The sequence below is a fragment of the Amycolatopsis pigmentata genome (assembly GCF_042684065.1).
GTDB classification, from domain to species: domain Bacteria; phylum Actinomycetota; class Actinomycetes; order Mycobacteriales; family Pseudonocardiaceae; genus Amycolatopsis_E; species Amycolatopsis_E pigmentata.
Window position 1 is genome coordinate 19,224 of the sequence record NZ_JBHUKR010000006.1, and the last position, 14,239, is coordinate 33,462.

Below are 14,239 nucleotides of genomic sequence, written 5' to 3' on the forward strand. Positions count from 1 at the left end.
ATCCACGGGAACACCCGGCTAGGGTTGGGCCGTGCCGAACGCGGGCGTGCCGGTGACCCAGGTGGTCACGACCTACCTCGACCACCTCGCCGTGGAACGGGGAACGGCGCCCAACACGCTGGACAGCTACGCTCGTGATCTTCGCCGGTACACCGCGCATCTCGCGCGCGCGGGCGTCGCCGACCTCCGCGGTGTCACCGAAGCCGAGGTGACGGCGTTCGGCGCGGCTCTGCGTGAGGGCGACGACGAGCACCCGCCGCTGGCGGCGTCCTCGGCCGCCCGCGCGCTCGTCGCGGTGCGCGGGCTGCACCGGTTCGCCCACCTCGAGGGCATCACCGACGACGACCCCGCCCGGGAGGTGCGCCCGCCGGCCGCCGCGAAACGGCTGCCCAAGGCGCTGGGGGTGGACGACGTGCTCCGGCTGCTCACCATGCCGCCACCCGACGGCGACCGCGGGCTGCGGGACCGGGCGCTGCTGGAACTGCTCTACTCGACCGGCGCGCGGATTTCCGAGGCGGTCGGGCTCGACCTCGACGACATCGACCGCGCCGACCGCACGGTGCTGCTGGACGGCAAGGGCGGCAAACAACGGCTCGTGCCCATCGGCAGGCCCGCGGTCGCCGCGCTGGAGGCCTACCTGGTGCGCGCCCGCCCCGCGCTGGCCGCCCGGGGGCGAGGCGGTCCCGCGGTCTTCCTCAACGCGAGGGGCACCCGGCTCTCCCGGCAGGGGGCATGGGGAGTGCTCAAGACGAACGCCGAACGAGCCGGAATTTCGGCCGGGGTTTCGCCGCATACTCTCCGTCACTCTTTTGCCACCCACTTGCTGGAAGGGGGAGCCGATGTCCGGGTGGTCCAAGAGCTGCTAGGACACGCTTCGGTGACCACGACACAGGTCTACACCCTGGTCACGGTGAACACGCTGCGTGAGATATATGCTCACGCCCATCCTCGTGCGCTGGGATGATCGGGAGCTCGCGTCGGCGAGCCGCTTTGGCGACAAACGGCTTGCCGAATAGGCTTCCGGAGGACCCGTCGGACGAGGAATGCGTTATCGAGACATGACAACGGTGCTTGTGGCCAGAACCCCGGGTCGGCCACCGGTGCCCGTACCCGTGCCTTGAATAACACTGAGGAGTCTTCGCGCTATGTCGACACCCGAGCCATCGGCCAGAACGGTCGCAGCCAAGTCGGCCGCCGCGAACCTCGACCACCTGAAGATCGCGATAGAGGGGGACCCCGACGCCGTGGATACTGCCGTGGCGGGCGCCAAGGTCAACGGCAAGACGCAGGTGGGTCCGACGGGCCGCCCACTGCGTGACATCCCCGTGCCACCGCCGCTGGACCGGCACGGTCCGGCCACGGTGCTGGCGATGTGCAACCAGAAGGGCGGGGTCGGCAAGACCACCTCGACCATCAACCTGGGCGCCGCGCTGGCCGAGTACGGGCGCAAGGTGCTGCTGGTCGACTTCGACCCGCAGGGCGCGCTGTCGGTGGGCCTCGGCGTGCAGCCGCACGAGCTGGAGACCACCGTCTACAACGCGATCATGGAGCGGGCCGTGACGGCGCCGGACGTGCTCCGCACGACCTGCGTGGAGGGCATGGATCTGCTCCCCAGCAACATCGACCTGTCCGCGGCGGAAGTGCAGCTGGTCGCCGAGGTCGGTCGCGAGCACACCTTGCTCCGGGTCCTGCAACCGGTGATGAGCGGCTACGACTATGTTCTGGTCGACTGCCAGCCATCGCTCGGGTTGCTCACGGTGAACGCGCTCACCGCCGCGGACGGCGTGATCATCCCACTGGAGTGCGAATTCTTCAGCCTGCGTGGCGTGGCCCTGTTGATCGACACGATCGAGAAGGTACGCGAGCGCTTGAACCCCAAACTGGACATCACCGGCATCCTGGCCACCATGTTCGACCCGAGGACCCTGCACTCCAGAGAGGTCATGGCGCGGGTGGTGGAGGCCTTCGGCGACACCGTGTTCGACACCGTGATCAACCGGACCGTGCGCTTCCCGGAGACCACCGTGGCCGGTGAGCCGATCACCACCTGGGCGCCCAAGTCCGGCGGTGCCGAGGCCTACCGTGCGCTGGCCCGCGAGGTGATAGCCCGGTGAGCAGGCGACCGTCCCTGCCCCCGACGGCCGAACTCTTCCGCCTGACCAGCACCTCCGGTGGTCAGGCCGCCCGCAACGGGCAACAGAAGGAACAGCTTCGGCGCAGTCAGCCCGCGCGCGGCACCACCGGGCGGCAGAAACACGACACGAAGATCACCGTCTACCTGTCCGGGGACGAGCTGGTCGCGATGGAACAGGCGCGGCTGGCGCTGCGGGCCGGCTACGGCATGGTCGTGGATCGCGGCAGGCTGGTGCGTGAGGCGGTGGCCGTGCTGCTGGCCGACTTCGAGCAGCACGGGCCGGACTCGGTGCTGATGCAGCGGCTCCGCGCGGACGATATCGAACTCGAGACCACCGAGGAAGCCGCCGGACAGTGAGTGAGCACGGGGATCCGGTGGGGCTCGCTCCGCCGGAGCCCGCGGCGGAGGAGAGCTCGTCGTCGAAGTTCAAGGTGCGGCTGGCCAACTTCGAGGGCCCGTTCGACCTGCTGCTGCAACTGATCTCGCAGCACCAGCTCGACGTCACCGAGGTGGCTTTGCACCAGGTCACCGACGATTTCATCGCGCATACCCGGGCGATGGGCAAGGACTGGGACCTCGACGAGACGACCGAGTTCCTGGTCATCGCGGCGACGCTGCTCGACCTCAAGGCGGCCCGGCTGCTGCCGGCCGCGGAGGTCGAGGACGAGGACGACCTGGCCCTGTTGGAGGCACGGGACCTGCTGTTCGCCCGCGTGCTCCAGTACCGTGCCTACAAGCAGGTCGCCGCGCTGTTCGCGGAGCTGGAGGCCGGTGCGCTGCGGCGCTATCCGCGTTCGGTGGCGCTGGAGGAGCGTTTCGTCGGGCTGCTGCCCGAGGTGATGCTCGGCGTGGACGCGGCGAAGTTCGCCGAGATCGCCTTGGCGGTGTTCCGGCCCAAGCCGCCGCCCACGGTGTCGCTCGACCACCTGCACATGGGCCGGGTCTCGGTGCGGGAACACGCGGCGTTGCTCCGGCTCCGGCTCGCTTCGGCGGGCACGGCGACGTTCCCGGAGCTGGTGGCCGACTGCGACCACACCATCGAGGTGGTGGCCAGGTTCCTGGCGCTGCTGGAGCTCTACCGGGAGTCGAGCGTGCAGTTCGACCAGGACGAGGCTCTGGGCGCGCTGACCGTGCGCTGGACGGGCGGGACCGCCGAAGAGGTCAAGGCCGCCGAAACGGTGCAGGGCCCCGCCCTCGCCGAGGAAGAGGAGTACGGGTGAACCCCGACGAACCGATCGGCCCGGAACGGGCCGACCCGCCGCAGGAGTCCCTGGAGGCCGGGCCCGGCGCGCCCGTGGATGTCGAATCCGCCGGTGACGTCAGGCTGGTGGAGGACGAACTCACCGATCCCGGTGCGCCGGATGCCGAGGCCGCTGAGCCCGAAGTGCCGGAGGACGAAGTCGCGGACGAGGCCGACGACGCCGACCTCGTGGCTGTCGGCAGCTCGCTGCCTGACGTCACCGGTGACGCGGTGCTGGAATCCGCGCTGGAGGCCCTGCTGCTGGTGGTGGATTCGCCGGTCAGCGAGGAATCGCTGGCCGAAGCGGTGGAACAGCCGGTGGCACGGGTCACCGACGCGCTGAAGACGATGGCGGAGAAGTTCACCACGCGGGCGAGCGGGATCGACCTTCGCCGGGTCGGCGAGGGATGGCGGTTCTTCACCCGCGACACCTACGCGCCGTTCGTGGAAAAGCTGCTCCTGGACGGCCAGCGTTCGAAACTGACCAGGGCCGCGCTGGAGACCCTCGCGGTGGTCGCCTACCGGCAGCCGGTCACCCGGTCGCGGGTCGCGGCCGTGCGCGGGGTCAACGTGGACGGTGTGATGCGGACCCTGCTCGCGCGCGGGCTCGTCGAGGAGAGCGGCGCCGACAGCGAGACCGGTGGCATCCTGTATGTGACCACGGAATTGTTCCTCGAGCGGCTCGGGTTGTCGTCGCTGAACGACCTGCCCCCGATCGCCCCCTTGCTACCCGAAGTGGACGCCATTGATGACATCTGAATCCGCCGAAGTCGAGGGCGTCCGCCTGCAGAAGGTGCTGTCCAAGGCCGGGGTCGCGTCGCGGCGCGCGGCCGAGGAGCTGATCGTGCAGGGCAGGGTGAGCGTGGACGGCCGGACCGTGCGCGAGCTCGGTCGCCGCGTCGATCCGGACCACGCGGTGATCCATGTGGACGGCACGCGGGTGATCCTGCGCGAGGACCTGGTGTACCTGGCGCTGAACAAGCCGCGCGGAGTGCACACCACGATGACCGACGACCAGGGGCGGCCCTGTGTCGGCGACTACGTCCGTGACCGGTCGGACCGGCTGTTCCACGTCGGGCGGCTCGACGCGGAAACCGAGGGCCTGCTGCTGCTGACCAACGACGGCGACCTCGCGCACCGGCTGATGCACCCGTCCTACCACGTGCCGAAGACCTACCTCGCCGAGGTCGACGGCAAGGTGGCCCGCGGGCTTGGCAAGCAGCTGCGCGCGGGGATCGAGCTCGAAGACGGACCGGTCAAGGTGGATGCCTTCCGGGTGAAGGACACCTACGGTGCCCAGACGCTCGTCGAGGTCGTGCTGCACGAGGGGCGCAAGCACATCGTGCGGCGGCTGCTGGCCGAGGCCGGTTATCCGGTCCGCAAGCTGGTCCGCACCGCGATCGGTGATGTTCAGCTCGGCGCGGGCAAGCCCGGCACGCTGCGTCGGCTGACCCGGGCGGAGGTCGGCAGCCTCTACCGCCAGGTCGGCCTCTGAGCCGAACGTCAGCGCGAGTTGTACGAATGGACCGTTGGCACGCCTGAATTGGCGTGTTCCGCCGTGCCGGGTCGAATCTGCGCTCGCCTCAGGCAGGAACGCGGACTTCTCACACGGCGGTCGGTAAGATCGCCCGATGGCTTCCACCGAAACGATCTCCGAAGCGCTGGGTGTGCTGCGGCGCGTCTTCGGCTACGAGTCCTTCCGCGGTGAGCAGGAGGCGATCGTCGAGCACGTCGTGGGCGGCGGTGACGCGCTCGTCCTCATGCCGACCGGCGGTGGCAAGTCGCTGTGCTACCAGATTCCGGCGCTGGTGCGTGAGGGCACCGGCGTGGTGGTATCCCCGCTCATCGCGCTCATGCAGGACCAGGTCGACGCGCTGCTCGCGCTCGGGGTGCGGGCCGGATTCCTCAACTCCAGCCAGGACTTCGGGCAGCGCCGCGAAGTCGAGCGGGCGTTTCTCGCCGGTGAGCTCGACCTGCTGTACCTGGCCCCGGAGCGGCTGCGGGTCGAGACCACGCTGAACCTGCTCGATCGCGGCCGGATCTCGTTGTTCGCGATCGACGAGGCGCACTGTGTGTCCCAGTGGGGGCACGACTTCCGGCCCGACTACCTCGGACTGTCCGATCTGCACGAGCGCTGGCCGTCGGTGCCCCGCATCGCCCTGACCGCGACAGCGACGCGGGCGACCCGCGAGGAGATCGCCACCCGGCTCAACCTGGAGCAGGCGCGGCACTTCGTGGCCAGCTTCGACCGGCCCAACATCCAGTACCGGATCGCACCGAAGAACAATCCCGGCAAGCAACTGCTCGAACTTCTCCGCACCGAGCACGCCGGAGAGTCGGGCATCGTCTACTGCCTGAGCAGGAATTCGGTGGAGAAGACGGCGGAATCCCTGGTACAGAACGGAATTCCGGCACTGCCCTATCACGCCGGGCTCGACTCGCGGACCCGCGCGGCGAACCAGGCGCGGTTCCTGCGGGAGGACGGGCTCGTGATGGTCGCCACGATCGCGTTCGGCATGGGCATCGACAAGCCGGACGTGCGGTTCGTCGCGCATCTGGACCTGCCCAAGTCGGTCGAGGGGTACTACCAGGAGACCGGCCGCGCGGGCCGGGACGGACTGCCGTCGACGGCGTGGCTCGCCTACGGACTGCAAGACGTTGTGCAGCAACGGAAACTCATCGACAACTCGGAGGGAGACGCCGCGCACCGGCGTCTGCTCGGACGGCACCTCGACGCGATGCTGGCCCTGTGCGAGACCGTCGAATGCCGGCGTGTCCAGCTGCTGAACTACTTCGGCGAGCGCGCCGAAGCATGCGGCAACTGCGACACCTGCCTGGCTCCGCCGGAATCGTGGGACGGCACCGTCGCCGCGCAGAAACTGCTGTCCACTGTGTACCGTCTGCGGGCCGAGCGGGGGCAGAAGTTCGGTACCGGGCAGATCGTCGACATCCTGCTCGGCAAGCGCACGCCCAAGGTCACGCAGTTCGGTCACGACTCGCTGACGGTGTTCGGCGTCGGTACCGAACTGTCCGACGGGGAGTGGCGTGGCGTCGTGCGCCAGCTTCTGGCCCAGGGCCTGCTGGCCGTCGAGGGCGACTACGGAACGCTTGTGCTGACCGAGGGCAGTGGCGAGGTGCTGGGCCGTCGCCGTGACGTCCGGCTCCGCCGTGAGCCGAAGCGTGAACCGCGCGCCGCCAAGGTCTCGAAGGCCGGTACGAAGGCTCGCGTGGAAATGCCCGCCGAAGCCGCGCCGGTTTTCGAGCGCCTGCGGGCCTGGCGCGCCGCGACGGCGAAGGAACAGGGCGTACCGGCCTATGTGATCTTTCACGACGCGACACTGCGCCAGATCGCCGCCGAAATGCCGTCCACTCTCGGTGCACTCGGTGAAATCAGCGGTATCGGCGAGAACAAGCTGGCCAAGTACGGACAGCAGATCCTCGACACCCTCGCCTGAGCCGTGACGCTCCCGTGAGGGGCGCGTCGCGGCCCGATCCCGGTGCGGGTGTGCCGCCACGCGGAAGGCACAATGAAACACCGCAGGTATATCGGGTCTTCAGGCAAGGAGTGCATCGGTGGCGGGAGCCCTACGTGGCGTGGTCGCGCTGGACGGTCCGTCGGGAACCGGGAAGACCACGGTCGCCCGCAGACTGGCCGAGCGCCTCGGTGCGGGCTACCTCGACAGCGGTGCGATGTACCGGGTGGTCACGCTGGCGGTGCTGCGTGCGGGCGCCGATCCGGACGACGCGGCGCGCGTCACCGAAATCGCCGGTGAGACGGTGTTCACCATCGGCACCAGCCCGGACAGCCCGCTCGTGACGCTCGGCACCGAGGACGTCACCGCGGCGATCCGCGGCAACGACATCAACCAGACCGTCTCGGCCGTGTCCGCCATCCCCGACGTGCGCAGGCTGCTGATCGACCGGCAGCGGACGATCATCACCGAGGTGCTGGCCGAAACCGGCGGCGTCGTGGTCGAGGGCCGTGACATCGGCACCGTCGTCGCGCCGGACGCGCCGCTGAAGATCTACCTGACCGCCTCCGCGGAGATCCGTGCCGCTCGCCGCAGTGCCCAGGATTCCGCCGCGGGGCGGGAAAGCACGCCCGCCGACGCGCTCGCGTCGGTGAATCGCCGGGACCACCTCGACTCCAGCCGCGCCACCTCGCCGCTGCGGCCCGCCGAGGACGCCGTGCACGTGGACACCTCGGAACTCAGCATCGACCAGGTCATCGTGGCGCTCGCCGAGCTGGCGGGCAGGCGCGGGATGCTCGGCGAGTGCGCCGCCAAGGCCACGCGGTGAGTTCGGCCGGGCTGCCGGAGGGTTCGGCCCCGCGGCTGCACGATGCCGCCCGGATCGTCGGCCGGTTCTGCTTCCGGCCCGCGTTCCGGGTCCGGATCCGGGGGCTCGAGCGGGTGCCACGGACCGGTCCGGTGCTGTTGATCGCCAACCACAGCTCGATGCTGGAACCGCCCCTCATCTTCGGAATGTTGCCGCGCCGTTCGGTGTTCCTCGTGAAGGAGGAGATGTTCGCCGGCGCGGTGGGGTGGTTCCTGCGGCGGATCGGCCAGGTGCCGGTCCGCCGCGGTGAACCCGACCGGGCGCCACTGCTGACCGTCGCCGGGGTACTGCGTGATGGTGGGCTGGTCGGGGTGTTCCCGGAAGGCACCCGTGGCGCGGGCGACGTGGCCACGGCCGAACGGGGTGCGGCCTGGCTCCTGAGGACTTCTCCCGGCGCTGTGGTGATTCCCGTGGCGAGCCGGGGGACCCGGCGCCCGGAAGGCCATCGCCGTTTCCGGCCCAGGGTGGATGTATTGATCGGTGAGCCGTTCACGGTCGAGGTCGGCAAGGGCCGCACCGGGCTGGAAGAGGCGACCGAGCAGCTGCGCGGCGAACTCGCCGCGCTGGTGCGCACGCTCGACGAAATGAGAAAGCTGAACCATGACAGAGGTTGACGGGACTTGGTCGGACGAGGCGGAGTTCGCCGCGCTCGACGCGCGTGTGGATGCGGAGGCCGCGGACGAGGAGGCGCAACTCGCCCAGCCGGTCCTGGCCGTCGTCGGCAGGCCCAACGTGGGCAAGTCGACCCTGGTCAACCGGATCCTGGGCCGCCGTGAGGCGGTCGTGCAGGACGTGCCCGGCGTGACCCGGGACCGGGTGGCCTACGACGCGCAGTGGAGCGGCAGGCGGTTCACGCTCGTGGACACCGGCGGCTGGGAGCCCGGCGCCACCGGGTTGCAGGGCGCGGTCGCGGCGCAGGCCGAACTGGCGATGTCCACTTCGGACGCCGTGTTGCTGGTGGTGGACGCCTCGGTCGGCGCGACCACGACCGACGAGGCGGTGGCCAAGGTGCTCCGCCGGTCGAAGCGGCCGGTGTTGCTCGCGGCGAACAAGGTCGACGACGAGCGCCTGCTCGCCGACGTCGCTTCGCTGTGGTCACTGGGTCTCGGCGAGCCGTTCCCGGTCAGCGCGCTGCACGGGCGTAACTCGGGCGACCTGCTCGACGCCATCGTCAAGGCGTTGCCGGAGGCCCCCCGTGACGCCGAACGCACGGCGGGACCGCGACGGGTGGCGCTGGTCGGCAAGCCGAACGTGGGCAAGTCGAGCCTGCTCAACAAGCTCACCGGGGAAGAGCGCGCGGTCGTCGACTCGGTCGCGGGCACCACGGTCGACCCGGTCGACTCGCTCGTCGAACTCGACGGGCAGACGTGGCGGTTCGTCGACACCGCGGGGCTGCGCAAGCGGGTCAACTTCGCCAGCGGCGCGGAGTTCTACGCGTCCCTGCGCACCAAGTCCGCGCTCGACGCCGCCGAAGTGGCGATCGTCCTGCTGGACGCCAGCGAACCACTGTCCGAACAGGACCTCCGGGTGCTGACCATGGTGGTGGAGTCCGGTCGTGCCTGCGTGCTGGCCCTCAACAAGTGGGATCTGGTGGACGAGGACCGCCGGCACCAGCTGGACCGTGAACTCGACCGCGGGCTGGTCCGCGTGCCGTGGGCGGAACGGGTGAACGTTTCGGCGCTGACCGGCCGTGCGGTGCGCAAGCTGGCGCCGACGCTGCGGACCGCGCTCGAGTCGTGGGACCAGCGCGTGCCGACCGGTCAGCTCAACGGCTGGCTGTCCGACCTGACCGCGGCGACGCCACCGCCCGTGCGTGGCGGCAAGCAGCCGAAGGTGCTTTTCGCCACCCAGGCCGGTATCCGGCCGCCGACGCTCGTGCTGTTCACCACGGGCTTCCTGGAGGCGGGTTACCGCCGCTTCATCGAGCGTAAGTTCCGCGAGCGCTTCGGGTTCGCCGGCAGCCCGGTCCGCATCAACGTCCGCGTGCGGGAGAAGAAGCCCCGGAAATCCCGCTGATTCACAGGTCCACCACGAGCCGGGGCGAGCGCGCCCGCGACACGCACGCGAACATCCGGCCGGTTTGCGCGCCGATGTCGTCCCGGTGTTCAGGCTCGCCGTCGAGGACGGTGAGTTCGCACGAGCCGCAGACCCCTTCGCGGCAGCCTGACGGCACGCGATGGCCCGAGTGGTTCAGCGCGTCCAGCAAGGATTCGTCCTCGGGCACGTGGATCGTCTGTCCTGATCGGACACACGTCACCTCGAAGGACGTGTCGGGCCCGAAGCTTTTCTTCGTGGGCCGGAAACGCTCGGTGTGCAGCCGTGCGGTGGGAAACGCGGCCTCGGCCGCGGCGAGCATGGACGCGGGACCACAGCAGTAGATCAGCGTGCCGGGGTCCAAATCCGCGGCCAGGGCGGCGAAATCGGGCCTCGCCTGTTCGTCGGTCGCGACGATGCGCACGCGGTCGCCATAGGCGGAGCGGAGTTCGTCGGCAAAGGGCATGCTCGACGCCGTTTTCCCCACGTACACCAGCGTCACGTCGGCTTGCGCTTCGACGGCGGCCCGTAGCATCGGCAGGATCGGGGTGATGCCGATCCCACCGGCGACGAACAGGTACCCCGGTGCGGGCACGAACCGGAAGTTGTTACGCGGCAACGAGATTTCGAGCTTCCGGCCCGGGCGGAGGAACAGGTGGACGTACTCCGAACCGCCACGGCTGAGCGGCTCGTGGCGCACCGCGACGCGGTAGCACTCCTGGTCGGCCGGGTCTCCGCACAGCGAGTACGACCGGTGCAACCAGTTCGGCAGCACCAGATCGATATGCGCGCCCGGTTCCCAAGGTGCCAGCGGGCCGTCGGTACTCCGCAGGACCAGGGAGAGCACATCGTCGGCGACCTGCTCCGCGCGATCGAGAATCGTCAGTTGCATCGGAAAATTCCTTGGGTTTCGAGCGTCAGTACAGTTTGCGGTAGCCGGCTTCGAGCCTGCTGTCGATGAGCGCGGGATCGATATCGAGCCCGAGTTGCGCGACGGCGGCCTCACCTGCCGACGGCATTTCCGTGGCGAGAGCCTGGCTCGCCGGATCCCAGAGGCGGGATCGGATGAGTGCGCGTCCACAATGGAAGAACACCTCCGCCACCTCGACCACGAGCGCGAACTCCGGTTGCCTGGCCTCGGTGCTCATCCGGGCGAGCACGCGGGGTTCGTCGGTGGGATAGGCGCGACCGTTGACCCGCAACGTTTCCCGGAGTCCGGGGATGAAGAAAAGCAGTCCGATTCCGTCGTTCTCCGCGAGATTGCGGAAGGAGTCGGCGAGTTTGTTGCCGGGCCGGTCGGGAATGGCCAGCGTGTGTTCGTCGAGGACCTTCACGAATCCCGGGTAGTCGCCCCGGGGCGAGCAGTCGGCACGTCCCGCCGCGTCGGCCGTGGCCATGGCCAGGAACGGGGAGTGGGCGATGAAGCGATGGACGTAGGGGTCGATGCGGTCACCGATCTTGGCCTTGATGAAGGCTTCGGGTTCGCCGAGCCGGGCCAGGACTTCCTCCGGCGACACCGGCCTCGGGCGCGTGACGGCAGGGGGCATCAACGGATCCTTCCTGGGTTTCTTGGTTCGGACCTCACCATGTCGGCGCAGGTCATGGCATGATTATGAGCAATTATTCGCTTCCCGCGCTACTCGCTTTCCCCTCGCCGTCAAGGAGGCGCCATGGCTTCGGAGCACCGTCGGCTCAACCCGCGGAAACAGCCCCGCCAGGTCCGGGCGGAACTCACCCGGGAACGCATCCTCACCGCGGCTGCTCACGTTTTCGCCGAGCACGGCTACGCCGCGGGCACCACCAACCGCATCGCCGAGCGGGCGCGGGTCTCGATCGGTTCCCTGTACCAGTACTATCCGAACAAGGACGCGATCCTGCTCGAACTGCTGACACGGCACCTCGACGACGGGATGGCCTCGGCCAGGCTGCGCCGGGCCGAGGAGCTACCCGACTCCCTCGAAGAGATCGTTCGCCTCTGGGTGCGAACCGTGATCGAGCACCATTTCGAAGATCCGCAACTGCTGCGCGTGCTGGCCGACCAGGCGCCCCGCTCCCGCGAACTGCTGGAGAAGGAGTCACGCCTCGAACAGGAACTCGTCGGCTACTTCCAGGACCTGCTCGAAGACCACCCCGAGGTCAAGGTCACCGACACCCACATCGCCTCCCGGATCGTCTTCTCGACCCTCGAACTCGTGGTGCACAAGCTCATCGCCGCCCCGGAACCCATCGACCACTCTCGTCTCGAAGCCGAACTGGTCGCGATGATCACCCGCTATCTCACGGCTGCGTGACGACCGGTCGCCGGGCGACGAGGAACCCCGCGGGTGCTTTCGCGTCCTGGTTTCCGACGATTTCCGCTTCGATCGTGAAACCGGCCTCGCGGAGCCAGGCCGCCATCCGGTCGACGGGGCGCCAGTGCAGATGGACCTTCATCGGGTGTCCGCCGTAACCCTCGGTTTTGATCTTGTGCCGGTCGCCGACGTGGAATCCGAGCAACGCGGCGCCGCCCGGCCGCAGGACCCGGTGGAAATGCGCGAACACCGTCGGAATGTGCTCGTCCGGGATGTGGATGACGGAGAAGGAGGCCAGTATTCCGCCGACCGAACGGTCGGCCAGGGCGAGTTCGGTCATGGAACCGACGGAAAAGCTCAGGTCAGGATTGTCGCGACGGGCGATCGCGAGCATCGCGGGGGAGATGTCGATGCCGAAGGCGTCCACGCCCAGGTTCCGTAGGTGGGCGGTGAGGACTCAACTCCCGGCCCGCAACCGATGTCGGCGACGGGGCCATTGGTCTTGACCAGTTCGGCGAACAAGGCCAGGACACCCCGCAGGAGCGGTTGCCGATCCAGGCCGTCGCGCACCAGGTCCGCATAGCTTTCCGCCACCGTGTCGTAGGAAATCCGGGTGTCGGCCAACCACTCGCGTGTGCTCACCGGTGCGACGGTAGCGAAGACAACCATGTGATCGGCGTCACCGTCTCAGGGAAAACCCGTTCGGGCGCCCGGGGCGACGGTTGTGGCGTGAGCGATTTTCTTCGAAAGCTGTTCTGCTCGTTGACGGTGGTCGGCGCGGCTGTGCCGCTCTCTTCCTGCGGGGAGGTGCTCGCCGCTGACGCGTCCGCGCTGACCTGGGCGCCTTGCCGCACGATCGTCAAGGATTGGGACCCGGGCGACGAGCGGACCGAATGCGCGAACGTGGCCGTCCCACTGGACTACGCCAAGCCGGACGGCCGGATGATGAACCTCATGATCAGCCGGATCAGGGCGACGGATCCAGGGAAACGCCGTGGGGTTCTGCTGATCAATCCCGGTGGACCTGGCCATCCGGGGCTGAATATGCCCGCTGAACTCAGCAAGAGCACCGTGGCCGGAATCGGCGCCGACCACGACCTCGTCGGGTTCGATCCCCGTGGGGTGGGCCGGAGCGGCGGCAAGGCGTGCGACCAGGACCCGGCCGACGGCCCCGATCCCGATCCGGAGGCGAGCGCCGAACAGCGGTTCCGGCAGGGCTACCGGCAGACGGCGCGGCGCAATGTCCGGTGCACCGGCTACGACCCGGAGTTCATCGGCGGTCTTTCGACCGAGGTCGTGGCCCAAGACCTCGACCGGATCCGGATCGCGCTGGGCGAACAGAAGATCAGCTACTACGGGATCTCCTGGGGGACCTCGCTCGGGGCGGTGTATCGCAGCCGGTACGACGATCATGTCGACCGCATGCTGCTGGATTCCGTGATGACACCCGACTTCAGCCTGAAGACGATGAATGACGACCAGGTCGGCGCGGCCGAAGCGAACTTCCTGCGCTTCTCCCAGTGGGCCGCCACCAACGAAGGCCGATACCACCTGGGCGACTCGGCCGAAGCGGTGTCGGGAAAGGTGATCGGCCTGGCACGGCAACTGGACCAGAAGCCGCGCTCGATGACCGCGCCGGACGGCACACCCGTGCGATTCGACGGCGACCGGCTGCGGACGATCATGTCGTATCAGCAGGCACGCTGGGCCGACATGGCGGCGACCGTCGTCGCCTTGCGGGACAACGGAATTCCGCCCTTGCTCGGGGACCCGAGGGAAAATCCCGCGTTCGGTCTCCGCGACTCCGACTGGGACATCTCCCTGATGCAGGTTTCGGTGCTGTGCAACGACCAGGGACCGGATCCCGACGTCGACACCCTGTGGTGGGACGAACTGCGGCGCCGCGCGAAATACCCGCTGTTCGGCGCGCTGGCCGGTTACCAGCATTGGTGTGCCGGGTGGCCACTGCCCGCCCAGCCCACGACCCCGCGGCGGGGAAGCAGCGAACTCCAACTGGTAGGACACCGCTACGAACCCGTCACGCCCTACCGATGGGCACAGGACATGCGAGAGCGCATCGGCGGCGCGCTGCTCACCGTCGAGGACGAGAAGCACGGTTCCCTGGACCGGATCGCGTGCGGCAGTAAGGCGGTGGAGTTCTTCAGCATCGGCCGTACCGACAACGGAACCTGCTAGTGCGTG

Annotated in this window: 16 protein-coding genes; 12 read left to right on the forward strand and 4 right to left on the reverse strand. The window is 68.9% G+C overall.

The genetic code is table 11. From position 1 onward, the window contains the following. Positions 1-61: 61 nt before the first annotated feature. The 10 genes from xerD to der all read left to right on the forward strand — a co-directional run bounded on the left by xerD (position 62) and on the right by der (position 9,728). Positions 62-964, forward strand: coding sequence for a site-specific tyrosine recombinase XerD (gene xerD / locus ACFSXZ_RS08085; protein WP_378264742.1), 903 nt, complete (start codon positions 62-64; stop codon positions 962-964). Between the two features lie 181 nt (positions 965-1,145). Further along, complete coding sequence (locus tag ACFSXZ_RS08090) at positions 1,146-2,114, forward strand: ParA family protein (RefSeq protein WP_378262946.1); 969 nt, start codon at positions 1,146-1,148, stop codon at positions 2,112-2,114. Beyond that, on the forward strand, positions 2,111-2,491 hold the full coding sequence (locus tag ACFSXZ_RS08095; RefSeq protein ID WP_378262948.1) for a cobyrinic acid ac-diamide synthase: 381 nt from the start codon (positions 2,111-2,113) through the stop codon (positions 2,489-2,491). Before ACFSXZ_RS08090 ends, ACFSXZ_RS08095 begins: the two co-directional genes overlap by 4 nt. Continuing rightward, positions 2,488-3,354 carry a segregation and condensation protein A gene (locus ACFSXZ_RS08100; protein ID WP_378262949.1) on the forward strand — a complete coding sequence of 289 codons (867 nt, stop codon included), beginning with the start codon at positions 2,488-2,490 and terminating at the stop codon, positions 3,352-3,354. The genes ACFSXZ_RS08095 and ACFSXZ_RS08100 overlap by 4 nt, the downstream gene beginning before the upstream one ends. After that, on the forward strand, positions 3,351-4,133 hold the full coding sequence (scpB, locus tag ACFSXZ_RS08105; RefSeq protein WP_378262951.1) for an SMC-Scp complex subunit ScpB: 783 nt from the start codon (positions 3,351-3,353) through the stop codon (positions 4,131-4,133). Before ACFSXZ_RS08100 ends, scpB begins: the two co-directional genes overlap by 4 nt. Beyond that, positions 4,123-4,869 carry a pseudouridine synthase gene (locus ACFSXZ_RS08110; protein ID WP_378262953.1) on the forward strand — a complete coding sequence of 249 codons (747 nt, stop codon included), beginning with the start codon at positions 4,123-4,125 and terminating at the stop codon, positions 4,867-4,869. The genes scpB and ACFSXZ_RS08110 overlap by 11 nt, the downstream gene beginning before the upstream one ends. A 136-nt stretch (positions 4,870-5,005) precedes the next feature. Beyond that, positions 5,006-6,829 carry a DNA helicase RecQ gene (gene recQ, locus ACFSXZ_RS08115; protein WP_378262955.1) on the forward strand — a complete coding sequence of 608 codons (1,824 nt, stop codon included), beginning with the start codon at positions 5,006-5,008 and terminating at the stop codon, positions 6,827-6,829. Between the two features lie 139 nt (positions 6,830-6,968). Next, positions 6,969-7,673, forward strand: coding sequence for a (d)CMP kinase (gene cmk / locus ACFSXZ_RS08120; RefSeq protein ID WP_378264744.1), 705 nt, complete (start codon positions 6,969-6,971; stop codon positions 7,671-7,673). Then, positions 7,670-8,326, forward strand: coding sequence for a lysophospholipid acyltransferase family protein (locus ACFSXZ_RS08125; RefSeq protein WP_378264746.1), 657 nt, complete (start codon positions 7,670-7,672; stop codon positions 8,324-8,326). The genes cmk and ACFSXZ_RS08125 overlap by 4 nt, the downstream gene beginning before the upstream one ends. Beyond that, a complete protein-coding gene (der, locus tag ACFSXZ_RS08130) occupies positions 8,313-9,728 on the forward strand; it encodes a ribosome biogenesis GTPase Der (RefSeq protein ID WP_378262957.1) in 1,416 nt (471 codons plus the stop codon). Before ACFSXZ_RS08125 ends, der begins: the two co-directional genes overlap by 14 nt. 1 nt (position 9,729) lies before the next feature. On the opposite strand, the gene ACFSXZ_RS08135 is transcribed toward der, so the two are convergent. Next, positions 9,730-10,638 (reverse strand): PDR/VanB family oxidoreductase, encoded by a 909-nt coding sequence (locus ACFSXZ_RS08135; protein ID WP_378262959.1) that lies wholly within the window; start codon positions 10,636-10,638, stop codon positions 9,730-9,732. A 25-nt stretch (positions 10,639-10,663) separates the two neighbouring features. After that, positions 10,664-11,293: an MSMEG_1061 family FMN-dependent PPOX-type flavoprotein gene (locus ACFSXZ_RS08140; protein WP_378262961.1), complete on the reverse strand. Its 630-nt coding sequence runs from the start codon at positions 11,291-11,293 to the stop codon at positions 10,664-10,666. A 123-nt stretch (positions 11,294-11,416) separates the two neighbouring features. On the opposite strand from ACFSXZ_RS08140, the gene ACFSXZ_RS08145 reads away from it, so the two are divergent. Continuing rightward, positions 11,417-12,037, forward strand: a complete 621-nt coding sequence (locus tag ACFSXZ_RS08145) for a TetR/AcrR family transcriptional regulator (RefSeq protein WP_378262963.1) — start codon at positions 11,417-11,419, stop codon at positions 12,035-12,037. Here the strand turns inward: ACFSXZ_RS08145 and ACFSXZ_RS08150 are convergent. Continuing rightward, entirely contained in the window at positions 12,024-12,464 is a 441-nt protein-coding gene (locus ACFSXZ_RS08150; protein ID WP_378262965.1) for a class I SAM-dependent methyltransferase, read from the reverse strand. The two genes, ACFSXZ_RS08145 and ACFSXZ_RS08150, sit on opposite strands and share 14 nt — an antisense overlap. Further along, complete coding sequence (locus ACFSXZ_RS08155) at positions 12,395-12,679, reverse strand: hypothetical protein (RefSeq protein WP_378262967.1); 285 nt, start codon at positions 12,677-12,679, stop codon at positions 12,395-12,397. The genes ACFSXZ_RS08150 and ACFSXZ_RS08155 overlap by 70 nt, the downstream gene beginning before the upstream one ends. 87 nt (positions 12,680-12,766) lie before the next feature. Here ACFSXZ_RS08155 and ACFSXZ_RS08160 point away from each other — a divergent pair, with 87 nt between their 5' ends. Beyond that, positions 12,767-14,233, forward strand: coding sequence for an alpha/beta fold hydrolase (locus ACFSXZ_RS08160; protein WP_378262969.1), 1,467 nt, complete (start codon positions 12,767-12,769; stop codon positions 14,231-14,233). The last annotated feature ends 6 nt before the right edge of the window (positions 14,234-14,239 follow it).

What these genes read in the sequence shown, in the direction of transcription:
- ACFSXZ_RS08090 (WP_378262946.1), top strand. Translation starts at nt 1,146, where the DNA reads ATGTCGACACCCGAGCCATCGGCCAGAACGGTCGCAGCCAAGTCGGCC.
- ACFSXZ_RS08110 (WP_378262953.1), top strand. Translation starts at nt 4,123, where the DNA reads ATGACATCTGAATCCGCCGAAGTCGAGGGCGTCCGCCTGCAGAAGGTG.
- recQ (WP_378262955.1), top strand. Translation starts at nt 5,006, where the DNA reads ATGGCTTCCACCGAAACGATCTCCGAAGCGCTGGGTGTGCTGCGGCGC.
- der (WP_378262957.1), top strand. Translation starts at nt 8,313, where the DNA reads ATGACAGAGGTTGACGGGACTTGGTCGGACGAGGCGGAGTTCGCCGCG.
- ACFSXZ_RS08135 (WP_378262959.1), bottom strand. Translation starts at nt 10,638, where the DNA reads ATGCAACTGACGATTCTCGATCGCGCGGAGCAGGTCGCCGACGATGTG.
- ACFSXZ_RS08140 (WP_378262961.1), bottom strand. Translation starts at nt 11,293, where the DNA reads ATGCCCCCTGCCGTCACGCGCCCGAGGCCGGTGTCGCCGGAGGAAGTC.
- ACFSXZ_RS08145 (WP_378262963.1), top strand. Translation starts at nt 11,417, where the DNA reads ATGGCTTCGGAGCACCGTCGGCTCAACCCGCGGAAACAGCCCCGCCAG.